A 23540-nucleotide genomic window follows, 5' to 3' on the forward strand; every position below is an offset into this window, starting at 1 on the left:
GCCCGCTCCCACATTATTAGTCCGCGTACACCCACATACTTACTTCCACCAGTACTCGACCTGCACACCAAAGTTCGACCCATGCCGCGCCGTACCGTACGACCCGGTATCGGACAACGCCGACCCTGCCGCCAGCTCATTCGCCGCGCGCTTGGCCGCTTCGTTCCAGGTTGCATAGGTGTAGTACAAACGCACTTCCGGGCGCGCCCAGAAATCCGGGCCTTTGGGTGACCAGGTCGGGGCAAAGGTAAATTTGCTCAGCTTGCGCGTGCCGCCACTGGCATCGACCTGATCATGGCCAAGCTCGGTGACCAGCTTGAACTGCTCGCTGATGGCATACGCCGGACGCACACCGACAGACATCCAGGTCTGGTCCTGACTGCCGGGGCGAATGTCTTTCTGGTACACCGCCTCGATCTGCCCGCCGAAACGCGGAGTCACCTGCCAGTCGAAAAACTCCACGGCGCGATAACTCTTGCTGCTGTTATCCAGGAATGTATTGCCGGTGTAGCCGAGCCCGGTGCCGGGGCCTTCGCCGTACTGCAAGGCGAACTTGTTCTTGCCGCCCAGGAAAGGTTTTTGCACGTGCTGCGCGGTGAGCGCCCAGCCGCTGTTGGTGTCGCGCCCACCGGCTTTTTCGATGTAGCTCAAGCCCAGTTCCAGCTCACCGCCAGGGTTGGTCTTGAAGCCGGCAACGTTGAAGTCGTGACGGGTGGCGTATTCCTTCTGGTACAGGTTGTCCTTGCGGGAAATCGCATAGCTGTACTTGAGGTCGCCGATCAGCACGTCCTCGATGCCGCCGCCCGTGGCGCTCTGGTTCCAGTAGTAGAAGTCGGAGATATGGATGTCGTTACGCTTGTAATAACGCCGCCCGGCCCAGATCGAGCCGCCGTTGAGGCTGGGCAGGTTGGACCACTGCGCATACATCTGCGGCATGCGCGCCGAGCCGTTGTTCTCGCCCTGGAACTTGAGCTCGCGGTCGTACTTGTTATAGAGCGAGGCCATGGCATCAACGCTGAGCACCGAGCCGTCGTCGAGGGTCAGCAGGTCCTGACGCAGTTCCAGCTCAGCGTATTGTTCGCATTCGTTACCCAGGCGGTACTTGGATTGCGCCCCCGGCAATTGGAAGCATTGTTGCGGACCGCTGCCCGTTGAAGTGCCTGCGCCGCTACGCAGGTAACCGGCAAATTCCAGCGCCTGCGCACCGAAGGGCAAGCCCAGGCAGGACGCAACGAGGCCCAGTTTTATTGTTGTTTTCATGACGCACTCCGAATTTTTATTATGGTTTTTGCAGCGCCCCGTGCTCCCACACGGGGTTACAGCGGGTCTCAGTCCTTGAGGTGCAGCACAAACGATTCGTAGGGGCGCAACACCACCGCCGCGCTTCGCTGCGGGCAGTCGGGGTAGTTGCTGATCAGCAGGCGTTGCTCGGTCGCCGCGTTGAGCACGTTGTCAGGCAGTTGGATTTCGCAGGGTTTGCCGTAGAAGTTGTTCAGCACCAGCAGGCGTTCGCCGTGACCTTCGCGCAGGTAGGCCCAGACCTGGAGATGGTCTGGCAGCAGTTGGCGATAGACGCCGTGCTGGATCAGCGGCTCGTGGCGACGCAAGGCGATCAGCGCACGGTAGTGATGCAGCACCGAATCCGGGTCATCCAGCTGGCATTCGACGTTGATCGTCGAGGCATTGGCCGCAATACCAATCCACGGCTCGCCGCGGCTGAAACCGGCGTTGGCCCCGGCATTCCACTGCATCGGCGTACGCCCGTTGTCCCGCGACTTCTGCATGATCGCAGCCATGCTCACGGCTTCGGACTCGCCCGCATCGCGCTTGAGACGGAAGATATTCAGGGTCTCCACATCACGGTATTGCTCGATGCGGTCGAAGCCCGGGTTGGTCATGCCCAACTCTTCGCCCTGATACACGTACGGCGTGCCCTGGAGAAAGTGCAGCGCGGTGGCGAGCATCTTGGCCGAGACCACGCGGTGTAAACCGTCGTCACCAAAACGCGAGACCACGCGCGGCTGGTCGTGGTTACACCAGAACAGCGCATTCCAGCCGCCACCGGCCTGCATGCCCAGTTGCCAGTCGGAAAAGATCTGCTTGAGCTGGAGGAAATCGAAGTCGGCCTTCACCCACTTCTGCAGGTTTGGGTAATCGACTTTCAAGTGATGAAAGTTGAAGGTCATCGACAGCTCTTTCGACGCTGGATTCGAATAACGAATGCAGTGTTCCAGACTGGTGGACGACATCTCGCCGACGTTGATCAGGTCGTGGCCTTCGAAGACTTCGCGGTGCATTTCCTGCAAGTACTCGTGCACGTTCGGGCCGTCGGTGTAGAAGCGACGGCCGTCGGTGTTGTCCTCGGGGAAATCGGCGGGCTTGGAGATCAGGTTGATCACGTCCAGGCGGAAACCGCCGACGCCCTTGTCACGCCAGAAGCGCATCAGCTTGAACACTTCGGCGCGCACCTTGGGGTTGTCCCAATTGAGGTCGGCCTGGGTGTGGTCGAACAGGTGCAGGAAATACTGGCCGGTTTGCGCCTCGTACTCCCAGGCCGAGCCGCCGAACTTGGATTCCCAGTTGTTCGGCTGGTCGCGCCAGATGTAGAAGTCGCGGTACGGGTTGTCGAGGCTGCTGCGTGCTTGCTGGAACCACGCGTGCTCGATGGAGGTGTGGTTGACCACGATGTCGAGCATCAGCTTGATGCCGCGCTTGGCGGCTTCGCTGATCAGCAACTCGCAGTCGGCCATGGTCCCGTAGCTGGGGTCGATGGCGTAGTAGTCGCTGATGTCGTAGCCGTTGTCGCGCTGCGGCGAGCGTAGGAACGGGGTGATCCACAGGCAGTCGACGCCCAGCCATTGGAGGTAGTCGAGTTTGTCCACGATGCCCAACAGGTCACCGGTGGCGTTACCCGCGTGGCTGTGGAAGCTTTTGGGGTAGATCTGGTAGATCACCGAGTGTTGCCAGTTTTGCATGGGGGCTCCTTGAGTAGAGTTTGGTGCTGGCTTTGCAAGCCAGCTCCCACATCTGCATGTATTCACAAATCAAAAAGTGGGAGCGGGCTTGCCCGCGATAGCAGTGGTTCAGGCAACCCTGTACCCAGGCCGAACAATCTTCATGCTCAACCCACAGGTCAGAACAAACGGCACCACGATCGCAATCACCATCCCGATCACGAAACTGGGGATGTACTGCGGAATGATCGAGATAAACCCAGGCAAGCCACCGACCCCGATGGCCGACGCCTGCACCTTGTTCAGCGACAGGAAAATGCTGCCCAGCGCCGAGCCCAGCAGCGCGGCGTAGAACGGAAACTTGAAGCGCAGGTTCACCCCGAACATCGCTGGCTCCGTGATGCCGAAGTACGCGGAAATCGCCGAGGTGGACGCCATGCTTTTGTCCCGCGCATTGCGGGTCATGTAGAACACCCCAAGCGCGGCGCTGCCCTGGGCCAGGTTGGACATGACAATCATCGGCCAGATAAAGGTGCCGCCCTGGGTCGAGATGAGTTGCAGGTCCACGGCGAGGAACATGTGGTGCATGCCGGTGATCACCAACGGCGCATACAGCAGGCCGAAAATCGCCCCGCCAACCATCGGCGCCAGGTCGAACAGGGTGACCACACCTTCGGTGATCAGGATGCCGAGGTGACGGGTCACCGGGCCGATGATCGCCAGGGCCAGCACGCCGGTGACAACGATGGTGGTGATCGGCACGACGAGCAGTTGGATCGCGTTGGGCACCCGCGCCCGCAGCCATTTCTCGATGACACTCATCACATAGGCGGCCATCAGGATCGGCAGGATCTGCCCCTGGTAGCCGACTTTTTCAATCTTGAACCAGCCGAAAATATCGAAGTACGGCAGGCTCTGGCCGTCGAGGCCGGCAACAGCTTTACCGTAGTTCCAGGCATTGAGCAGGTCCGGGTGCACCAGCATCAGGCCCAGCACGATGCCGAGGATTTCACTGCCGCCAAAGCGCTTGGCCGCCGACCAGCCCACCAGCGCCGGCAGGAACACGAACGAGGTGTTGGCCATCAGGTTGATCAGGCTCCACAGGCCATCCAGGTTCGGATACGCCTCCAGCAGCGTCTTGCCCTCGATGAACATGCCCTTGGCACCCATCAGGTTGTTCACGCCCATCAACAGGCCGGCGATGATCAGCGCGGGCAGGATCGGCATGAACACATCGGAGAACACCCGCACCAGGCGCTGCATGGCGTTGGTCTTGTCGGCGCCTTTTTTCTTCACGTCGGCGATGGTGGCGGCGGCGAGGCCGGTCTGTTCGCGCAGGGCGGCGTAGACCTTTTCCACTTCGCCGGGGCCGATGACCACCTGGAACAGGCCGCCGGTGAAGAACGAGCCCTTGACCAGATCGACCTGGTTCAGCGCACTGCCGTTGACCAGGCTCGGGTCCTTCAACGCCAGGCGCAGGCGGGTCACACAGTGGGCGGCTTGCTCAAGATTGTCGCTGCCACCGAGGTGTTCGAGGATCTCGCGGGCAATGTTCGAATAGTCGTGGCTCATGCTTGGTTTCCACTTTGGTTTTTTTTATTGGGGGGGCAGTCATTGGCAGCACGCCGAGGGCAAAAGTACTCGTCTGTACGAGTTAAAGCAATAACTCGTACAGACGAGTTACAAAAAGTTTATTCGGTGTAGGACCCGACTCACTGTAGGTCGAATGGACAAACCCCACCCATGCCACTAAGGTTCCTGCCTGAACGCAAAGGCACAGAGCCATCCCCATGAGCAAATACAACCAGATCTATACCGATCTGCTTGCCAGCATCACCACTGAACGCCTGCAACGCGGCACGCGCCTCCCCTCCGAAACCGAACTGATGCACAGCTACCAGGCCAGCCGCGGCACCGTGCGCCGGGCTATCGAGCAGTTGCAGGAGCGCGGCTTTGCGCAAAAGATCCACGGCAAGGGCACCTTCGTGCTGTCGCCCAACCCGATTGAGTTCCAACTGGGCGGCATCGTCAGCTTCCATGAAACCCACGCCGACCTGGGCGATGACGTACGCACCGACGTCGTCGAGTTCACCCAGTTCCCGCTGGAAGGTTCACTGCTGCAACATATCGAAGCCGAGCCCGGCACCCTGATCACCCGCATCAAACGGGTGCGGCGCATCGGCGGCAAACGGGTGATCCTCGACATCAACCATTTCGTCGCCGAGCTGATCCCCGGCCTGGACCGCAGCATCGCCGAGCAGTCGATCTACGCGTTTATCGAACAGACCCTGCAACTGCAAATCGCCTACGCCCAGCGCACCATCGAAGCCCTGCCCCGCAGCAAGGACGACCAGGCACACCTCGATCTCGAAGGCCAAAGCCATGTGATCGTGGTGAGCAACCAGACGTTTTTGCAGGATGGGCGGCAGTTCGAGTACACCGAGTCGCGGCATACGTTGGATAAGTTTTACTTTTCGGATATTGCGCGCCGCTGAGCGACATCTGGCTGAGCAGTGCGGGGCGAAGCAGCGCTCGTTGAGTCTGCTAAATAGCCCCTGGTCGGTTAGCGCCAATCACCCGTTCCCTGCGCAAAAGCGCCAATCGTCGCAGATAGCAAGCCATTGGCCGTTAATTGTCGGCGCTGTCCGAAGGCGCTTGCCTCGCTTACCACTATTGCGCGCGGCTGCCGGAACGAATTCAAAGTGCCACTAGTCGCAAATATTGCAGAAACAAGAGGGGTCGGCCGACACACTTCCATGAGAGCAGTGTTTAGCCCTGCTCGGTCCAGGGGGGAAAGGAAAATCCGTTTGGGTATTTATCTGGCCGTATTTTCAGAGCTTTGGATATATGAAGAAAACACTGCGCGGAGTGCGAGCGCTCATGTCTGTGCCCAAGGACAATCCCGGTCTGGTCAAGGCGCAATACATCGCGCTGTCTCGCCAGTTGCCCATGATGTATTTCATCCTGCTGGTCAACAGCCTGATGCTGGCGGGCACCCACTTTGCGGTCGCGCCGCGCTGGCTGGTGGTGTATTGCCCTTTGATCATGACGTTGTTCGGGGTGATTCGTGCAGCGCAATGGATATGCACGCGCAGTCGCTCGCGCAGCCCGGCGCAGATGCTGACGGCGCTTAAGCGCACCAATATGCTCGCGCCGTTTGTCGCCGCGGCGTTCACCGCCTGGTCGCTGGCGCTGTTTCCCTATGGCGACAGCTATTCCCAGGCGCATGTCGCCTTTTATATGGCGATCACCGTCATCGGCTGCATTTTTTGCATGATGCACCTGCTGCCGGCAGCCCTGGTCACCACTGCAGTGGTCAACTCGGCGTTCGTGGTGTTCTTCGCATCCACCCATATCATTTCCTTTGTGGCCACTGCGATTGACGTCCTGCTGGTGTCCATCGCCATGCTGATCATTCTCAAGGCGCAGTACGCCGACTTCACCCGGCTGGTGAACATGCAGGCGCAGACGGCAAAACTCAGTGAGGAAAACCTTCAACTGGCCAACCAGGACAGCCTGACCGGGCTGGCCAATCGGCGGCAATTTTTTTCCAGCCTCGATACGCTGCTGTCCCGCGCCAGCGGGCAGGAGGTTCGCCTGGCCGTGGGGCTGATCGACCTGGATGGCTTCAAGCCGGTCAACGATCTCTATGGCCATAGCATCGGTGACAAACTGCTCTATCTGGTTGGCCAGCGCCTGACCGGGTTACTCAACGAAGAAGTACACCTGGCCCGGCTGGGAGGCGACGAGTTCGGTCTGATCATCACTCAGGCCATGAGCGACGACCAGTTGCAGGCCTTTGGCGAGAGAATCTGCGCCAGTATGCGCGAGCCGTTTCTGCTGGTGGACATCCCTATTCAGATCAGTGCGTCACTGGGCATCGCGACCTTCCCGGATCAGGCATCCAGCGCCACACAAGTGTATGAATACTCCGACTATGCCCTGTACCAGAGCAAGCGCCACCGTCCAGGCTCGGTCTGCCTGTTCAGCGCAGCCCATCGCCAGCAGCTCAATCGCGAAGGGCTGACCGAACAGGCCCTGCGCAGGGCCGATCTGGATTGTGAGTTTTACATGGTGTTCCAACCCATCGTGGATGTTCACAGTCAGCAAACAGTCGCCTTCGAGGCGTTGGCACGTTGGGAAAGCCCGGAGCTGGGTAACGTCCCGCCAAGTGAGTTCATCCCGATTGCCGAGCGTATCGGCATGATCAATCGCCTCACTATACCGTTGCTGAACAAGGCGCTGGACGCGGCAACGAGCTGGCCTGCGGGCATCCGCCTGTCATTCAACCTGTCCGCTCACGACTGTGGTTCCCAGGACGCCGCCCAGCAGATCGTCGAGCAGATCAAGAACAGCCGTTTCGACCCGCCCTCTCTCGATCTGGAAATCACCGAAACCGCGGCCATCCAAGACCTGCCGCAGACCCAGCGGGCGATCAGCCAGTTTCGCGAACTGGGCTGTGGCATTTCTCTCGACGACTTCGGCACCGGCTATTCCAGCCTGAGCCAGATCCATGCGCTGTCGCTGACCAAACTGAAGGTGGACCGAACCTTCGTCACCAACATCCACCTCGACCCGGCTCGCTTCAAGATCGTCAAGTCGCTGATTGCCATGTGCCAGGACATGCAGTTGGAATGCATCGTCGAAGGCGTGGAAACCGCCGAAGAACTCGACGCCCTGAAAGACCTCGGCTGCGCCTGGGCCCAAGGCTACCTGTTCTCCAAACCCATGCGCGCCAGCGACATCAGTACCTGGCTTGAAGGCGAGCAACTGGCCAAGTTGCAGGTGGTTTAAACCGCCAAAGAGGGCAAGGCGCAACTCGCGCTCATGCCGAAGCGACAGCGAAGGTGGCAGGCCAAAAAAGCAGAAAGCCCGCAGTTACGCGGGCTTTCGGGGTATTTCTTAGCACTTGATGCCGGTCGGTACCGGACGCGGGATCATTCCCACTCAATCGTCGCCGGCGGCTTGCTCGACACGTCATAAGTAACGCGCGAAATGCCTTCGATCTCATTGATGATACGGCCGCTGACAGTTTCCAGCAGTTCGTACGGCAGGTGTGCCCAACGGGCGGTCATGAAGTCGATGGTTTCTACGGCACGCAGGGCCACGACCCACGCGTAACGACGGCCATCGCCTACAACGCCAACGGATTTCACCGGCTGGAACACCACGAACGCCTGGCTGACCTTGTGGTACCAGTCGGCCTTGCGCAGCTCTTCGATGAAGATGTGGTCGGCGCGACGCAGCAGGTCGGCGTATTCCTTCTTCACTTCACCGAGGATACGCACGCCCAGGCCCGGGCCCGGGAATGGGTGGCGGTAGACCATGTCGTACGGCAGGCCCAGTTCCAGGCCCAGACGGCGCACTTCGTCCTTGAACAGTTCGCGCAGCGGTTCTACCAGCTTGAGGTTCATCTCCTCAGGCAGGCCACCCACGTTGTGGTGGGACTTGATCACGTGGGCCTTGCCGCTCTTGGCGCCGGCCGACTCGATCACGTCAGGGTAGATGGTGCCCTGGGCGAGGTACTTGATGTTGTCCAGTTTGTTGGACTGGGCATCGAACACGTCGATGAAGGTACGACCGATGATCTTGCGCTTCTTCTCCGGGTCGGACTCGCCGGCCAGGTTGTTGAGGAACTGATCTTCAGCGTTGGCGCGGATCACCTTGACGCCCATGTTCTCGGCGAACATGGCCATCACTTGCTCACCTTCGTGCAGGCGCAGCAGGCCGTTGTCGACGAAGACGCAGGTCAGTTGGTCGCCAATGGCTTTGTGCAGCAGGGCTGCTACCACGGAGGAGTCAACGCCGCCGGACAGGCCCAGCAGTACGTTGTCGGTGCCGACCTGGGCGCGAACCTGGGCGATGGCATCTTCAGCGATTTTCGACGGGGTCCACAGGGCTTCACACTCGCAGATGTCGAGGATGAAGCGCGACAGGATGCGGCCGCCTTGCTTGGTGTGGGTCACTTCCGGGTGGAACTGCACGCCGTAGTAACGACGCTCGTCGCTGAACATGCCGGCGATCGGGCAGCTCGGGGTGCTGGCCAGGATGTGGAAGTCTTCCGGCATCTTGGTGACCTTGTCACCGTGGCTCATCCACACGTCGAGGCCGAACAGGCCGTCGGCGTCAACGTGGTCTTCGATGCCGTCCAGCAGGCGGCTCTTGCCGACCACGTCGACACGGGCGTAGCCGAATTCACGCAGTTCGGAACCCTCAACCTTGCCGCCCAGTTGCTCGGCCATGGTCTGCATGCCGTAGCAGATACCGAAGACAGGCACGCCCAGGTCGAATACGGCTTGCGGGCAGCGCGGGCTGTTGGCTTCGTGCACGGACTCGGGGCCACCGGCGAGGATGACGCCTTTCGGTGCGAATTCGCGGATCGCTTCGTCGTCCATGTCGAACGGATGCAGTTCGCAGTACACGCCGATCTCACGCACGCGGCGGGCAATCAGTTGGGTGTACTGGGAACCGAAGTCGAGGATCAGGATGCGGTGGGCGTGAATGTCGAGGGCCATGGGAGGGACTCTGAAAAGCAGTTGCGAGCTTCAAGCTGCAAGCTGCAAGTAATCGGGGACTGCGCGGGAGCTGCACCAACACAGCCCCGCTTGCAGCTTATAACTTGTGGCTTCTAGTCGTCGGCTTCAGCCGACGCGGTAGTTTGGCGCTTCCTTGGTGATCTGCACGTCGTGAACATGGGATTCAGCCATGCCGGCGCCGGTGATCCGTACGAACTCTGGCTTGGTGCGCATTTCTTCGATGTTGGCGCTACCGGTGTAGCCCATCGAGGAGCGCAGGCCGCCCATCAGTTGGTGGATGATCGCGCTCAGGGTGCCTTTGTAAGGTACACGGCCTTCGATGCCTTCCGGAACGAGCTTCTCGGCGCCTGCCGAGGAGTCCTGGAAGTAACGGTCGGAAGAGCCTTGTGCCTGGGACATGGCGCCCAGCGAACCCATGCCGCGGTAAGCCTTGTACGAACGACCCTGGAACAGTTCGATCTCGCCTGGTGCTTCTTCGGTACCGGCGAACATCGAGCCCATCATCACGCAGGAAGCACCGGCAACGATGGCCTTGGACAGGTCACCGGAGAAACGGATGCCGCCGTCGGCGATCAACGGAACGCCAGTGCCTTCAAGGGCAGCAGCAACGTTGGCGATGGCGCTGATTTGCGGCACGCCCACACCGGCAACGATACGGGTGGTGCAGATCGAGCCAGGGCCGATACCGACCTTGACCGCATCCGCGCCCGCTTCGGCCAGGGCCTTGGCGGCAGCGCCGGTGGCAATGTTGCCGCCGATCACTTGCACTTCAGGGAAGTTCTGCTTGACCCAACGCACGCGGTCGATCACGCCTTTGGAGTGACCGTGGGCAGTGTCGACCACTACCACGTCAACGCCAGCAGCCACCAGCGCGGCAACGCGGTCGCCAGTGTCTTTACCGGTGCCGACGGCAGCGCCAACGCGCAGACGACCTTGGTCATCCTTGCTGGCCAGCGGGTAAGCCTTGGCTTTTTCGATGTCGTTGACGGTCATCATGCCCTTGAGGGCAAATTTGTCGTCGACGATCAGCACGCGCTCGATGCGGTGCTTGTGCAGCAGTTCGCGCACATCGTTCTTGTCGGCGCCTTCCATGACCGTGACCAGGCGCTCTTTAGGCGTCATCACTTCACGGACGGTGACTTCAAGACGGTTTTCGAAACGCACGTCACGGGAAGTGACGATGCCGACCAGGTCGCCATCATGCAGCACCGGAACACCGGAGATGTTGTGCAGGCGGGTCAGATCGAACAGGTCGCGCACGGTGGCGTCGGCTTCGATGGTGATCGGATCTTTCACCACACCAGCTTCGTAACGCTTGACCTTGCGCACTTCGGCAGCTTGCTGCTCGATGGTCATGTTCTTGTGGATGATGCCGATGCCGCCTTCCTGAGCCATGGCGATTGCCAAACGGGCTTCAGTGACGGTGTCCATGGCAGCGGAAACCAGTGGAATATTCAGCTCGATGCCACGGGTTAGGCGGGTCTTGAGACTGACTTCGTTAGGAAGCACCTCGGAATAACCGGGCACTAAAAGAATGTCGTCGAATGTCAGAGCTTCTTGGCTGATACGCAGCATCGCGGGGGCTCCCGAGCGGGAAAATGGAAGCGCGCCATTATACTCATGCACCCCACTGGGCTCAATGTAAAACTCTGACAAACTTGGTAATACTGATAGATGGATTAAAGTTCGACTTTGACCCAACTCATCTTCTGGTCCAGCCAATCGGCAAATTCGTCGATAAAGCTCTGCTTGAACCCCGCCTCCGCCCAGTTGTTGAAGATGAATCCCAGGTTGGAAAATCCGCATTCCTGTAGGAAGAGGAAGCCGTTGATGTCGTCTTCATGCCCACACAGCGGACAGGTGAAGTTGTCGGTGTGGCCCGGCATCCAGTCTTCCAGGCTTTCGAACAGCGCCTCGCCGACTTCCTTGCGGCATTCCGGGCAGCCCGCTTCTTCGAGGAAGCCCTTGGCCGGCGTATAGATGCAGCGCTTGTAGATGATCTCCAGACCGTTGATCGGCTCGTTGAATGGCAGCGCCTCGGGGTACAGCACCACGGCGCGGGCACCATCGGCCATGGCGTAGGCCATGCGGTTGCCGGTACGCCCGCAGGTGGTGAGTTCTTCCTTGATGATGTTCTTGCGCACCAGCCAACGCACAATCGCCCGGGCGCGGGGTTCGTGGACGGGCAAGGTGGAGATTTTCGGGACAAGGATGCTTTGGGAGTTCATGGGGCCTGAGAGTCCTGCGGTGTGCCGTCTGGCGCCTTCGCGGGCAAGCCCGCTCCCACAGGTGGCCGCATTCCAACAGAAGAAATGCGCTCGAATGTGGGAGCGGGCTTGCCCGCGAAGAGGCCCTGAAGGCTGGCAGCTTAATCCCTGAAGAAATCAGGTCAAGCGCTCAAATACCGCCCGATCAATGCAATACCGCTGGCCAGCACCAGCCAGGCCACCAATCGCACAAAGGTTTCACGGGACAGGCGCATCGTCAGCCTGCGCCCAAACCAAAGTCCCAGCACCATCGCCGGCAACAGGCACAGCGCCAACATCAACAGCGGCAAATCCGCATACACCCCGGCAATCAGGAACAGGCTCAAGCGCACCACCGTGCTGCAACTGATCAACGCACTTTGGGTGGCGCGCGCCGCGTCCTTGGGCAAGCGGCTGTTCAGATAGATCGCGTATAAAAAACCGCCGCTGCCAAACAACGCCCCAAACAAGCCGCCCACGGTGCCCATCGGGATCGACCAACCCGCCGCCAATTGCGCCGGCCGGGCTTTTACGGCCAGGCTGTAGATCGCATATGCACTGATAAACAGGCCCATCAACAGCAGCAACACATCCGAGTGCAGGTTGAGCAAAAACACCACGCCAAGGGTGCAACCGATCGCCATGCACGGCAGCAGGCGCAGCAACTCCGGCTTGTTCACGTCGCGCCGTGATTGCAGCAGATTGCCGAACGCCGCGACAAAATCCAGCAGCACCAGCAGCGGGATGATCTTGAACAGCGGCATAAACAGGATCAGGATCGGCCCCGCCACCAGCGCCGTGCCAAAACCGGCGATACCAAACACGATGTAGGCCACCGCCACGCCCAGGCCGATCACCAGCCAATCCACAGCGCCAAACGACCACTGGCTCATCAGCTCAACCGGGCTCATGGGTTATTCCTTGAAAGAGATAGCCTTCACTTTAGCCATCGACGAGGGTTGCGACTAATATCTTCAAAGCCCTCCACCCATCTCGAAAAGGCATGACGCGTGATCTCCACCCGCCAACTGCGTTACTTCGTCGAAATCGCCGACAGTGGCAGCTTCAGCGCCGCAGCCGAGCGCTTGTTTGTCGCCCAATCCGCATTGAGCCGGCAGATCAAGGAGCTGGAAACCAGACTGCAAACCCCCTTGTTCGAACGCACTGCGCGCCAGCCCCGACTGACGGCGGCGGGTGAAGCCTTCTACCCACGGGCGCGCAACCTGCTGAGTGAGCTGCTCAAGGCCTGCGAGATGACCACGCAAATCGGCAACGGCCAACGCGGCACGCTGCGCTTGAGCCATTCCAGTACCGTGCCGATGAGTGGCGCGTTGCTGCATGGCATCAGTACGTGGCTGGAGCGCTGCCCGGGCGTGTCGATGGACATCGTCAAGCTGTCCTCGGAGGCGCAATTGGAGGAAATCGCCGACGGCCGCCTGGAGGTGGGCGTGTTGCGTTTGCCGGTATTGCGCCAGCGCGAAGGCGTGCGCGTGACACCTTTATATAGTGAACAACTGTTGCTCGCGGTGCCGCCAAAGCATGGGTTGGCACGCAGTAATGCGCCGATTGAACTGGAACAACTCAAGGACGAAGCGTTTATCTCGATCCCCCATCCCCAGCGTGGGGGGCTGAGTTATCTATCCGCCGAGCTGTGCATGCGTGCAGGATTTTTCCCCAAGGCGGCACGGGTCATGTCGCGCAAGACCACCCAGTTGCAGTTGATCCAGGCCGGCTTCGGTATTGCCTTGTTACCAAAATCCATGCAGGACATCGCCCCCGCCAATGTGCGGTTTCTACCGCTGGCCGACCCGGACTGCCTGAGCACCGTGGCCCTGGCCTGCGCGCAGACGCCGAGCGCGCTGGTGGAGCAATTCTGTCAAACCCTGCGTGAATGCCTATAAACTGCCGCCCATGATTAAAGACCTCTGCTCATGATTAAAGACCCGTTTGCCCGCCTGGGCCTGGACCGCGAAGTCCTGACTGTCAGCCAGCTCAACGGCCGTGCGCGGGTGTTGCTGGAAGACGTGTTCACCAATATCTGGGTCGAAGGCGAGATCTCCAACCTCGCCCGCCCGGCTTCCGGCCACGTGTATTTCACCCTCAAGGACAGCGGCGCCCAGGTGCGTTGCGCGTTGTTCCGCAACAATGCGGCGCGGGTGCGCCAGGCGTTGAAGGACGGCCTGGCGGTGAAGGTACGCGGCAAGGTTTCGTTGTTTGAAGGCCGCGGCGATTACCAACTGATCCTCGATACCGTAGAGCCTGCCGGTGATGGCGCGCTGCGCCTGGCCTTCGACGCGCTGAAGGAGAAGCTCAGCGCCGAAGGCCTGTTCAGTGCCGAGCGCAAGGTGCCGCTGCCGGCCCACCCGCAGAAGATCGGCATTATCAGCTCGCCCACGGGCGCGGTGATCCGCGACATCATCAGCGTGTTCCGCCGCCGTGCGCCGCAGGTGCAACTGACATTGATCCCCACCGCCGTGCAAGGCCGCGAAGCGATCCCGCAGATTGTGCGCGCACTGAAAATGGCCGACGCCCGTGGCTTTGACGCGTTGATCCTGGCCCGTGGCGGCGGCTCGCTGGAAGACCTGTGGTGCTTCAACGAAGAAGCGGTCGCCCGTGCAGTAGATGCCTGCGTGACACCTATCGTCAGCGCCATCGGCCATGAAACCGATGTCTCCATCAGCGATTTCGTCGCGGACGTGCGCGCCCCTACCCCATCCGCCGCCGCCGAGTTACTGGCCCCCGATTCCAGCAACCTGGTGCGCCAGGTCGACAGCCTGCATCGCCGCCTGGTGATGCTGATGCGCAACCGCCTGACCCACGACCGCCTGCGCCTGGAGGGCATGGCCCGACGCCTGCGTCACCCCGGCGAGCGCCTGCGCCAGCAAGCCCAGCGCCTGGATGACCTGGACATGCGCCTGCGCCGCGCCTTCGAACGCAACCTCAACACCCGTCGCGAACGCCTGATCCGCCTGGAAACCCGCCTCGCCGGCCAACACCCCGGCCGTCAACTGGCCCTGCTGCGCCAGCGCCTCGACAGCCTCGCCGAGCGTCTGCCCCGCGCCATGCGCGAAGGCCTCAAGGCGCGCCGCCTGCAACTGCAAAGCCAGGTGCAGACGTTGCAGGTGGTCAGCCCGCTGGCGACCCTCGGGCGTGGCTACAGCATCCTGCTGGATGAGCGCGGCCAGGCGATTCGCAACGCAGCACAAACCCACACCGGCCAGCGCCTGACCGCACGCCTCGGTGAAGGCCAACTGCAGGTGCGGGTGGAAGACAATCACCTGACACCCGTCACCCTTTCGTTATTGGATTGATCGATGCCACGTTTATTCAGCCTGTTGATGTTGTTGTGCCTTGCCGTCAACGCCCACGCCGACAGCTACATCACCCGCACCTTGAACAAGCCGGTGCCGGGCGGTGTGGCCGTGGTCGAGTTGGGCCCATCGGCGGCCGCGCCGAAAGCCACTTACCTGGGCAAGCCGGTGTTGGTGGTCAGGGAGCAGGACAACTGGCTGGCAATCGTCGGCATCCCGCTGACGGTCAAGCCGGGCAATGAACGCATCAGTAGCGGTGGACGCAACCTGCCATTTATCGTCGGCTACAAGAAGTACCCGGAACAGCGCATCACCTTGAAGAACAAAAGCCAGGTGAACCCGGACCCGGCGCAGCTCAAGCGCATCGAGGCCGAGCTGGCGGTGCAGATCAAGGCCTACCGCAGCTTCAGCCCGAACCTGCCCAGCAACCTGATACTGGACAAACCAGTGAACGGACCGCTGTCGAGCAAGTTCGGCGTGCGGCGCTTCTTCAACGGCGAGGAGCGCAACCCGCATTCGGGCCTGGATTTCGCCGTACCGGCCGGTACGCCGATCAAGACTCCAGCGAACGGCAAGGTGATCCTGGTGGGCAACTACTTCTTCAACGGCAACACCGTGTTCGTCGACCATGGCCAGGGCTTTATCAGCATGTTCTGCCACATGTCGAAGATCGACGTGAAAGTCGGCGATCAACTCACCCGCGGCGCGGTGGTGGGCAAGGTCGGTTCGACCGGCCGTGCGACCGGGCCGCATATGCATTGGAATGTCAGCCTGAACGATGCGCGGGTCGACCCGGCGATCTTTATCGGCGCGTTCCAGCCCTGACCGACTCGATTGCGCGCCAGCCAAATGGCGCGCAATTAAAGCGAGAGTCTTGACAGTTATCAGGCATAAAATCCTGTTTCGCGAGCCAATAGCAGAACTTATCTCAATTTTTCTCGACTGCTTGCCATCTTTCACCCCGGCGGTTAGGGTTGAGCTTATGAAAACCTCTCACACCCTCATTCAGCTCCGCCAGCACCGCAGCCTGTGCCTCGTCAGCGCACGACTGCCAGGCTGAATCGATCTGCCTCGTCCCCGCTTTATCCCCAATAACAGTTACACGGCAGGCCGCCTTTTCTCGGCCCCTAAACAAAGGATTTCCCGATGAGCATGCTCAAAGACCCGTCTTCGAAGTACCGCGCGTTTCCGACCATCGACATCCCGGACCGCACCTGGCCTTCGAAAACCATCACCACCGCGCCGATCTGGTGCAGCTCCGACCTGCGTGATGGCAACCAGTCGCTGATCGAGCCGATGGACGCCGCGAAGAAGCTGCGTTTCTGGAAGACCCTGGTATCGGTGGGCGTGAAGGAAATCGAAGCGTCGTTCCCGGCCGCCTCGCAAACCGACTTCGACTTCGTGCGCACCCTGATCGAAGACGGCCACATCCCCGAGGACACCACCATTCAGGTGCTGACCCAGGGTCGTGAAGACTTGATCGCGCGCACCTTCGAATCCCTGCGCGGCGCCAAGAAAGCCATCGTGCACTTGTACAATGCGACCTCGCCATCGTTCCGCCGCATCGTGTTCAACCAGGACAAGGACGGCATCAAGGCCATCGCGGTCAACGCGGCCAAGCTGTTCGTCAAATACGCCGCCCAGCAGCCGGAAACCCAGTGGACTTTCGAGTACTCCCCGGAGACCTTCAGCGCGACCGAACTGGAGTTCGCCAAGGAAGTCTGTGACGCGGTGATCGAGGTGTGGAACCCGACGCCCGAGCACAAGATGATCCTCAACCTGCCGGCTACCGTGGAATGCGCCACGCCGAACATCTATGCCGACCAGATCGAGTGGTTCGGTCGTCATATCAACCGTCGTGACAGCGTGATCATCAGCCTGCACACCCACAACGACCGTGGCACTGGTGTGGCCGCCACCGAACTGGGCCTGATGGCCGGTGCCGACCGCGTCGAAGGCTGCCTGTTCGGCAACGGCGAGCGTACCGGTAACGTCGACCTGGTTACCGTGGCACTGAACCTGTACACCCAGGGCGTCAATCCTGAGCTGGACTTCTCCGACATCGACGGCGTGCGCAAAGTCGTCGAAGAGTGCAACCAGATCCAGGTGCACCCGCGCCACCCGTACGTCGGCGACCTGGTCCACACCGCCTTCTCCGGCTCCCACCAGGATGCCATCCGCAAGGGCTTCGCCCAGCAGAAAGACGACGCCCTGTGGGAAGTGCCCTACTTGCCGATCGACCCGGCCGACATTGGTCGCAGCTACGAGGCCGTGATCCGCGTGAACAGCCAGTCGGGCAAGGGCGGCATCGCCTACCTGCTGGAGCAGGAATACGACATCAGCCTGCCGCGTCGCATGCAGATCGAGTTCAGCCAGGTGGTGCAGGCCGAAACCGACCGCGTGGGCCTGGAGATGACCGCGCCGCAAATCTACGCGTTGCTGCAGCGTGAATACCTGCAAGCCAACACCCCGTATGCGCTGGTCAGCCATCGCTTGCAGGAAGAGAACGGCAACAGCTCGGTGGAAGTGGAAGTCTCGGGCAAAGGCCAGGGCGAAACCAACCTGCGCTGGCACGGCAAGGGCTACGGCACGCTGGAAGCGCTGGTTGCCGCCCTGCCGATCAAGGTGGAGATCATGGACTACAACGAACACGCAATCGGCGCCGGTACCAATGCCAAGGCGGCGGCGTACATCGAACTGCGTGTGAACGGTGAGCGGCCGGTACATGGCGTGGGCATTGATGAAAACATCACCACGGCCAGCTTCAAGGCAGTGTTCAGCGCGCTGAACCGCTCGTTGAGCCAGTTGGAAGCGAAAGCGGCGTAAGCGGCTGCTGAAATGCGAAAGGCCCCTGGGTGTGAATCCAGGGGCCTTTTTTTGCTTTGGGTCTTGGGTGGTGCTGATGGCCTCTTCGCGAGCAAGCCCGCTCCCACATTCGACCGCATTCCTACAGGATAAACGCGGTCGAATGTGGGAGCGGGCTTGCTCGCGAAGGCGGCCTATCAGACAAACTGAAAGGTATCGGCATCCAGATTCGCCGGGAATCGGGTGCGATACGCCGCCAGCTCCGCCGCATTCAGGCACACCTGGAACACCCCATCCGCCTCCCCCGCACTGAGCAGGGTCTCACCCTGGAAATCCAGCACCTGGCTGTCACCGGTGTAGACAAAACCCTTGCCGTCCGTACCCACCCGATTCACCGCCGCCACGTAGCACAGGTTCTCGATGGCCCGCGCCGGCAGCAGGCGGTTCCAATGCAAACGCCGCGCACCGGGCCAGTTGGCGGTGTAGAGCAACAGGTCGGTGTCCTGGGCATCGCGGCTCCACACCGGGAAGCGCAGGTCGTAGCAAATCAGCGGGCGGATACGCCAGCCCTTCAACTCGAACTGCACCTGGCGCTCGCCGGGGGTGTAGTGATTGTGCTCACCGGCCATGCGGAACAGGTGGCGCTTGTCGTAGTGCAGCACCTCGCCATCGGGTCGCGCCCACAGCAGGCGGTTGCGGTGGCTGCCATCGGCGGCCTGGATGATCACGCTGCCGGTGATCACCGCGTCGTACTTCGCTGCCTGGGCCTGGAGCCAGCGATGGGTCGGACCGTTCTCCGGTTCGGCGAGGGTGTCGGACGCCATGGAAAACCCGGTGGTGAACATCTCCGGCAACACGATCAGATCGGCGCCCCTGGCCTGCTCCAGCAGTGCCTCGAAGTGTTCAAGGTTGGCCTGGCGGTCGTGCCAGGCCAGGGTGGTCTGGACCAGGGCGATGTTCAGGTCCGGCAGTGCACTCAGATCACGCATAGCTTCTCGGCTGCTTGGCGCAGCGTCTCCTCGCGTTTGGCAAAGCACAGGCGCACCAGGCGCTGGCCTTGGGGTGGGTTCTGGTAGAACACCGAGACGGGAATCGTCGCCACGCCGTGTTCTCGAGTCATCCACAGCGACATGGCGACGTCATCCAGGTCCGGACGGATCTGTGAGTAATCCACCAGTTGGAAGTAGGTGCCGGCCACTCGACTAAAGCTGAAGCGCGACGGCGCCAGCAAGTCGCAAAACAGGTCGCGTTTGGCCTGGTAGAACGCTGGCAGTTCCTCGACGTGTTCCGGGTGCTCGGCCATGAAGTCGGCCAGGGCGAACTGCAGTGGTGTCACGCCACAGAAGTTGACGTACTGGTGCACCTTGCGCAGCTCAGCGGTGAGGGCCGCTGGCGCGACCACGTAGCCGGTTTTCCAGCCGGTGACGTGATAGGTCTTGCCGAAGGAACTGACCACGAAGGCGCGCTGATACAGCTCTTCGTGGGCCAGTACGCTCACGTGGGGCACACCGTCGTACACCAGGTGTTCATAGACCTCGTCGCTGACCAGGTAAATATCCCGGTCGCGGATCAGATCGGCCAACTGATCCAACTCGGCACGGCTGATCAAGGCACCGGTGGGGTTGTGCGGGGAGTTGAGGATGATCATGCGCGTACGGGGCGACAGCGCGGCGCGGATCTTGTCGAAGTCCAGCGCAAAGCCATCCAGGCTCAACTGCACATGCACGCAGCGCCCGCCGGCCAGCTCGACTGACGGCTCGTAGCTGTCGTAGCTGGGATCGAACACGATGACTTCATCACCATTTCGGATCACTGCCTGGATCGCGCAGAAGATTGCGGCGGTGGCGCCCGGGGTCACGGTCACTTCACTGTCGGCATCGACCTTGGCGCCGTAGCTGCGGGCGATCTTCGCCGCCACTTGCTGACGCAGGGCCGGCAAGCCGGTCATCGGCGAGTACTGGTTATGCCCGCTGGCGACGTGCTTGCCCACGGCATCAAGCAAACCTTGGGGACCATTGAAGTCGGGGAACCCTTGGGACAGGTTGAGCGCGCCGGTCTCGGCTGCGAGTTGCGACATGGTGGTGAAAATGGTCGTGCCGACATTCGGCAGCTTGCTGGTGATCATCAAAAAGCCCCTGCAGGTGAGCCCCAAGTTTTAAGCTGCCAATCGCACGGGGTCAAGGCACAAACCCTCGCGCACAAAAAAGGGCTCCAAAGGAGCCCTTTCTTGAGGCTTGACGCTTACAACTTGAAGCTGCCGTTACTTCTTGTCACGACGCTTCTTGTCGGCCTTCTTGTGGTGAGTCATCAAACGACGCTTCTTGTTCACCTGACGGTCAGTCAGTGTGTTCTTGTTGCCTTCGTACGGGTTCTCGCCACCCTTGAACTCGATACGGATCGGTGTACCGACCAGTTTCAAGACACGGCGGTAGGTGTTTTCCAGGTAACGCACATAGGACTTCGGCACCTTCTCGATCTGGTTACCGTGGATCACGATAATCGGCGGGTTGGCACCACCCAAGTGGGCGTAACGCAGTTTGATCCGGCGGTTGTTGACCATCGGCGGCGCATGCTCGCCAACCGCATCTTCCAGGATCTGGGTCAGGCGGTTGGTCGGCCAACGGGTCACGGCAGACTTGAACGAGTTCTGCACGGACGCGTAGAGGTTGCCCACGCCAGTGCCGTGCAATGCCGAGATGAAGTGAATGTCGGCGAACTCGACGAAGAACAGCCGACGTTGCAGCTCGATCTTGACGAAATCGCGCTCGCTCGGCGTCATGCCGTCCCACTTGTTGATCGCGATCACCAGTGCCCGACCGGCCTCGAGGGCAAAGCCCAGCAGGTTGAGGTCGTGGTCCACCACGCCTTCGCGGGCGTCCATCACAAAGATCACCACGTTGGCGTCTTTGATCGCTTGCAGGGTTTTGACCACCGAGAACTTTTCAACTTCCTCGTGGATCTTGCCGCGTTTGCGCACACCGGCGGTGTCGATCAGCGTGTACTTTTCCTCGTTGCGTTCGAACGGGATGTAGATGCTGTCGCGGGTGGTGCCGGGCTGGTCATAGACGATGACGCGGTCTTCACCGAGCATGCGGTTGACCAGGGTCGACTTGCCGACGTTGGGACGACCGATGATAGCGATCTTGATACCGTCTTTTTCGCTCGGGCCAGGAATGCGCTTGGCTTCCTCACCTTCGGCGACGATTTCCTCTTCGCCCTCTTCTTCCTCGACGTCATCCTTGGGGAAATCGCGCAGGGCAATTTCCAGCATCTGGGTGATGCCGCGACCGTGGGCACCGGCGACCGGGATCGCATCGCCCAGGCCCATCGGGCTGAATTCGGCACGGGCAGCTTCAGGATCGATGTTGTCGATCTTGTTCGCGACCAGATAGGAACGCTTGTTGCGCTTGCGCAGGTGCTCGCCAATCATTTGGTCGGCAGCGGTGTAGCCCGCACGGGCGTCCACCAGGAACAGCACGACGTCGGCTTCTTCAATGGCGAGCAGCGACTGCTCGGCCATTTTTTCGTCCATGCCGTGCTCGTCACCGGAGATACCACCGGTGTCGACAATAATGTAGGAGCGCCCTTGCCACTTTGCCTCACCGTATTGGCGATCACGGGTCAGACCGGACAAGTCGCCGACGATGGCGTCGCGAGTCCTGGTCAGGCGGTTGAACAAGGTGGACTTGCCGACGTTAGGTCGGCCCACCAGGGCGATTACGGGAACCATGCGGCTCTCCACTTCGTTATTTCAGAAAATACAAAAGCCGCTGCATGGCAGCGGCTGGTGCTCGGGGCAGCATAATCAAATGCCGCATGCCCCGCCGAAGCGGGGCCGCCTGGGTGTTACCCCAAGCATAGTTCTTACTTGATGGTCAGGGCTTCCAGCTTGCCGCTGTTGCCAAACACATAAAGCATGTTACCCACGACCAGCGGACGCGCACGCAGGCCGTCGCTGTCGATACGCTCGCGACCTACGAAGCGACCATCCACCTGGCTCAGCAGGTGCAGGTAGCCTTCGAAGTCGCCAACCGCTACGTAGCTGGAGAACACTTCCGGTGCCGACAGTTGACGGCGGGCCAGGGAGTCGTTGCTCCACAGTGCAGTGGTGGAACGCTCGTCGACACTTTCAACGGTGCCGGACGCCAGGCTTACGTAGACGCTGCCAAACCCTTGGGCGACACCGGCGTAGCTGGAAGCATCACGCTGCCAGTTCACACGACCGCTCTGCAGGTCCAGTGCCGCGACACGGCCCTGGTAAGTGGCGACGTAGAGGGTTTCGCCCGACAGCAGCAAGCCACCGTCGATGTCCACAACGCGATCCAGCTCGGAACGACCTTGTGGGATAGCCACACGGGTTTCCCAGGCCGGTACGCCGTTCTGGGTGTCCAGGGCGACTACTTTACCGGTCGACAGGCCTGCAACGGCCAGATTATTGGTCACAACCGGACCACTGGTGCCGCGCAAGGTCAGTACCGCCGGGGTGCTGTCGTACAACCAGCGTTGCTGGCCGGTGCTGGCGTCGAGGCCAATCACACGATCGTCCTGGGTTTGCACCACGACGATGTCACCGTTGGTGGCAGGCGGTGCGAGAACTTCACTGGTCACGCGAGCGCGCCATTTCTCTTCACCGGTGCTGGAATCCAGGGCTACGACTTCGCCTTTCAGCGTGCCGAGCATCACCATGCCGTAACCTACGCCGACGGCGCCGGAGACAGGCAGTTCGAGGTCTTTCTTCCACTTCACGTCGCCGTTGAGGCGATCCATGGAGATCACCACGCCGGTTACGTCGGCGGCCACAATGTTGTCACCGTCGATGGCCGGCACCAACATGTTGTAGGTTTCGCCCTGGCCATCACCGATGGAGCGGCTCCACTGCTTTTGCAGGACCACTTCTTCCTTGAAGCTGGTCAGCTCCGCAGGAGGCAGTTCTTTCTTGCTGTTGCTGCTGCAACCCGCGGCCAGAACGGCCAGAGCCAGCAATGCTGCATGTTTCCAACGGATCACGTCACGCATCCCCTTTGGCCAAGTCGTCGAGCTTGATTTGTAAGCCACCGACCGCCGCTTCATCAGACAGCGCCGCCTTGGCTTTTTTGTACGCAGCATTGGCTTCGTCGGTACGACCCAATTGGACCAGAAGGTCGCCCTTGAGCTCTTCGCGAGTGGCTACAAATGCCTTGTCAGCATCGCCGTCGAGCAGTTTGAGTGCTTCGTCGGCCTTGTTCTGTGCTGCCAGTACCTGAGCCAGGCGCTGACGTGCGATTTCACCCAGGGTCGGGTTCTTCGGCTTGTCGGCGATGGCCTTCAGCTCGGAGGCGGCGTCATCCAGCTTGCCGGTGTCGACCGCGACTTTCGCGACGAACAGGCTGCCGTACTGGGCGTAGGTGCTACCGCCAAATTCGTTTTTCAGCTTGCCGGCCAGGTCTGCAACCTGTGCCGGGTCAGGCTTGCCATCCGGAGTCAGCGTGGTTTCCAGCAACTGCTGGTAGAGGACCGAGGCGCCTTGGGACTGGTTGGCCTGATACTTGTGCCAGGCTTGCCAGCCGAACACCACCACTAAAGCCAGCAGGCCGCCAGTAACCAGGGGCTTGCCGTTACGCTGCCACCAGTCCTTGAACTCGGCCAGTTGCTCATCATCAGTACTCGACACCCCAATACTCCTTAATCGCTAAATTCGGCTGTTCGACA

The 23540-nt window shown here is 60.8% G+C and carries 18 protein-coding genes; 6 read left to right on the forward strand and 12 right to left on the reverse strand.

Annotation, left to right across the window (positions count from 1 at the left end):
* Nucleotides 1-39: 39 nt before the first annotated feature.
* The 3 genes from AC3ISR_RS23085 to treP form a co-directional block, all read right to left on the reverse strand.
* Nucleotides 40-1260 (reverse strand): maltoporin, encoded by a 1221-nt coding sequence (locus AC3ISR_RS23085; protein WP_192299546.1) that lies wholly within the window; start codon nt 1258-1260, stop codon nt 40-42.
* A 68-nt stretch (nt 1261-1328) separates the two neighbouring features.
* The gene (gene treC, locus AC3ISR_RS23090; RefSeq protein ID WP_192299547.1) at nt 1329-2975 is read right to left on the reverse strand and encodes an alpha,alpha-phosphotrehalase; all 1647 of its coding nucleotides are present in this window, start codon (nt 2973-2975) and stop codon (nt 1329-1331) included.
* A gap of 108 nt (nt 2976-3083) precedes the next feature.
* Nucleotides 3084-4526, reverse strand: coding sequence for a PTS system trehalose-specific EIIBC component (gene treP / locus AC3ISR_RS23095; protein WP_192299548.1), 1443 nt, complete (start codon nt 4524-4526; stop codon nt 3084-3086).
* A gap of 218 nt (nt 4527-4744) precedes the next feature.
* Between treP and treR the strand changes: the two genes are divergently transcribed.
* Nucleotides 4745-5449 (forward strand): trehalose operon repressor, encoded by a 705-nt coding sequence (gene treR, locus AC3ISR_RS23100; protein ID WP_192299549.1) that lies wholly within the window; start codon nt 4745-4747, stop codon nt 5447-5449.
* A gap of 352 nt (nt 5450-5801) precedes the next feature.
* The gene (locus AC3ISR_RS23105; RefSeq protein ID WP_192299550.1) at nt 5802-7748 is read left to right on the forward strand and encodes a putative bifunctional diguanylate cyclase/phosphodiesterase; all 1947 of its coding nucleotides are present in this window, start codon (nt 5802-5804) and stop codon (nt 7746-7748) included.
* A gap of 143 nt (nt 7749-7891) precedes the next feature.
* On the opposite strand, the gene guaA is transcribed toward AC3ISR_RS23105, so the two are convergent.
* From guaA to AC3ISR_RS23125, 4 genes are all read right to left on the reverse strand, one after another.
* Nucleotides 7892-9469 carry a glutamine-hydrolyzing GMP synthase gene (gene guaA, locus AC3ISR_RS23110; protein WP_016977685.1) on the reverse strand — a complete coding sequence of 526 codons (1578 nt, stop codon included), beginning with the start codon at nt 9467-9469 and terminating at the stop codon, nt 7892-7894.
* A 126-nt stretch (nt 9470-9595) separates the two neighbouring features.
* Complete coding sequence (guaB, locus tag AC3ISR_RS23115) at nt 9596-11065, reverse strand: IMP dehydrogenase (protein WP_192299551.1); 1470 nt, start codon at nt 11063-11065, stop codon at nt 9596-9598.
* Nucleotides 11066-11169: 104 nt separating this feature from the next.
* A complete protein-coding gene (locus AC3ISR_RS23120) occupies nt 11170-11718 on the reverse strand; it encodes a sugar ABC transporter ATPase (protein WP_192299552.1) in 549 nt (182 codons plus the stop codon).
* 161 nt (nt 11719-11879) lie between these two features.
* On the reverse strand, nt 11880-12647 hold the full coding sequence (locus tag AC3ISR_RS23125; RefSeq protein ID WP_463984133.1) for a sulfite exporter TauE/SafE family protein: 768 nt from the start codon (nt 12645-12647) through the stop codon (nt 11880-11882).
* 99 nt (nt 12648-12746) lie between these two features.
* Here AC3ISR_RS23125 and AC3ISR_RS23130 point away from each other — a divergent pair, with 99 nt between their 5' ends.
* The 4 genes from AC3ISR_RS23130 to leuA all read left to right on the forward strand — a co-directional run bounded on the left by AC3ISR_RS23130 (nt 12747) and on the right by leuA (nt 17873).
* Nucleotides 12747-13637 (forward strand): LysR family transcriptional regulator, encoded by an 891-nt coding sequence (locus tag AC3ISR_RS23130; RefSeq protein WP_463984134.1) that lies wholly within the window; start codon nt 12747-12749, stop codon nt 13635-13637.
* A 30-nt stretch (nt 13638-13667) separates the two neighbouring features.
* Nucleotides 13668-15047 (forward strand): exodeoxyribonuclease VII large subunit, encoded by a 1380-nt coding sequence (gene xseA / locus AC3ISR_RS23135; protein ID WP_192299555.1) that lies wholly within the window; start codon nt 13668-13670, stop codon nt 15045-15047.
* A gap of 3 nt (nt 15048-15050) precedes the next feature.
* Entirely contained in the window at nt 15051-15872 is an 822-nt protein-coding gene (locus AC3ISR_RS23140; protein ID WP_226457745.1) for a peptidoglycan DD-metalloendopeptidase family protein, read from the forward strand.
* A 321-nt stretch (nt 15873-16193) separates the two neighbouring features.
* Entirely contained in the window at nt 16194-17873 is a 1680-nt protein-coding gene (gene leuA / locus AC3ISR_RS23145; protein WP_192299557.1) for a 2-isopropylmalate synthase, read from the forward strand.
* Nucleotides 17874-18049: 176 nt separating this feature from the next.
* Here leuA and AC3ISR_RS23150 read toward each other — a convergent pair whose 3' ends face one another.
* From AC3ISR_RS23150 to AC3ISR_RS23170, 5 genes are all read right to left on the reverse strand, one after another.
* Nucleotides 18050-18841 carry an amidohydrolase gene (locus AC3ISR_RS23150; RefSeq protein ID WP_192299558.1) on the reverse strand — a complete coding sequence of 264 codons (792 nt, stop codon included), beginning with the start codon at nt 18839-18841 and terminating at the stop codon, nt 18050-18052.
* A complete protein-coding gene (locus AC3ISR_RS23155; RefSeq protein ID WP_463984136.1) occupies nt 18829-19977 on the reverse strand; it encodes a pyridoxal phosphate-dependent aminotransferase in 1149 nt (382 codons plus the stop codon). Before AC3ISR_RS23155 ends, AC3ISR_RS23150 begins: the two co-directional genes overlap by 13 nt.
* A 135-nt stretch (nt 19978-20112) precedes the next feature.
* Nucleotides 20113-21582, reverse strand: coding sequence for a ribosome biogenesis GTPase Der (der, locus tag AC3ISR_RS23160; protein ID WP_016977675.1), 1470 nt, complete (start codon nt 21580-21582; stop codon nt 20113-20115).
* A gap of 134 nt (nt 21583-21716) precedes the next feature.
* A complete protein-coding gene (gene bamB / locus AC3ISR_RS23165; RefSeq protein ID WP_192299560.1) occupies nt 21717-22868 on the reverse strand; it encodes an outer membrane protein assembly factor BamB in 1152 nt (383 codons plus the stop codon).
* Nucleotides 22861-23502, reverse strand: a complete 642-nt coding sequence (locus tag AC3ISR_RS23170) for a YfgM family protein (RefSeq protein ID WP_192299561.1) — start codon at nt 23500-23502, stop codon at nt 22861-22863. The genes bamB and AC3ISR_RS23170 overlap by 8 nt, the downstream gene beginning before the upstream one ends.
* Between the last annotated feature and the right edge of the window lie 38 nt (nt 23503-23540).

It is taken from the genome of Pseudomonas sp. GL_117 (genome assembly GCF_057835125.1).

Bases quoted from the DNA above. Each gene is read 5' to 3' on its own strand.
- der (WP_016977675.1), bottom strand. From the start codon at position 21,582: ATGGTTCCCGTAATCGCCCTGGTGGGCCGACCTAACGTCGGCAAGTCC.
- treR (WP_192299549.1), top strand. From the start codon at position 4,745: ATGAGCAAATACAACCAGATCTATACCGATCTGCTTGCCAGCATCACC.
- AC3ISR_RS23120 (WP_192299552.1), bottom strand. From the start codon at position 11,718: ATGAACTCCCAAAGCATCCTTGTCCCGAAAATCTCCACCTTGCCCGTC.
- AC3ISR_RS23150 (WP_192299558.1), bottom strand. From the start codon at position 18,841: ATGCGTGATCTGAGTGCACTGCCGGACCTGAACATCGCCCTGGTCCAG.
- AC3ISR_RS23155 (WP_463984136.1), bottom strand. From the start codon at position 19,977: ATGATCACCAGCAAGCTGCCGAATGTCGGCACGACCATTTTCACCACC.
- AC3ISR_RS23085 (WP_192299546.1), bottom strand. From the start codon at position 1,260: ATGAAAACAACAATAAAACTGGGCCTCGTTGCGTCCTGCCTGGGCTTG.
- guaA (WP_016977685.1), bottom strand. From the start codon at position 9,469: ATGGCCCTCGACATTCACGCCCACCGCATCCTGATCCTCGACTTCGGT.
- xseA (WP_192299555.1), top strand. From the start codon at position 13,668: ATGATTAAAGACCCGTTTGCCCGCCTGGGCCTGGACCGCGAAGTCCTG.
- AC3ISR_RS23125 (WP_463984133.1), bottom strand. From the start codon at position 12,647: ATGAGCCCGGTTGAGCTGATGAGCCAGTGGTCGTTTGGCGCTGTGGAT.
- leuA (WP_192299557.1), top strand. From the start codon at position 16,194: ATGAGCATGCTCAAAGACCCGTCTTCGAAGTACCGCGCGTTTCCGACC.
- AC3ISR_RS23140 (WP_226457745.1), top strand. From the start codon at position 15,051: ATGCCACGTTTATTCAGCCTGTTGATGTTGTTGTGCCTTGCCGTCAAC.
- treP (WP_192299548.1), bottom strand. From the start codon at position 4,526: ATGAGCCACGACTATTCGAACATTGCCCGCGAGATCCTCGAACACCTC.
- AC3ISR_RS23105 (WP_192299550.1), top strand. From the start codon at position 5,802: ATGAAGAAAACACTGCGCGGAGTGCGAGCGCTCATGTCTGTGCCCAAG.
- bamB (WP_192299560.1), bottom strand. From the start codon at position 22,868: ATGCGTGACGTGATCCGTTGGAAACATGCAGCATTGCTGGCTCTGGCC.
- treC (WP_192299547.1), bottom strand. From the start codon at position 2,975: ATGCAAAACTGGCAACACTCGGTGATCTACCAGATCTACCCCAAAAGC.
- guaB (WP_192299551.1), bottom strand. From the start codon at position 11,065: ATGCTGCGTATCAGCCAAGAAGCTCTGACATTCGACGACATTCTTTTA.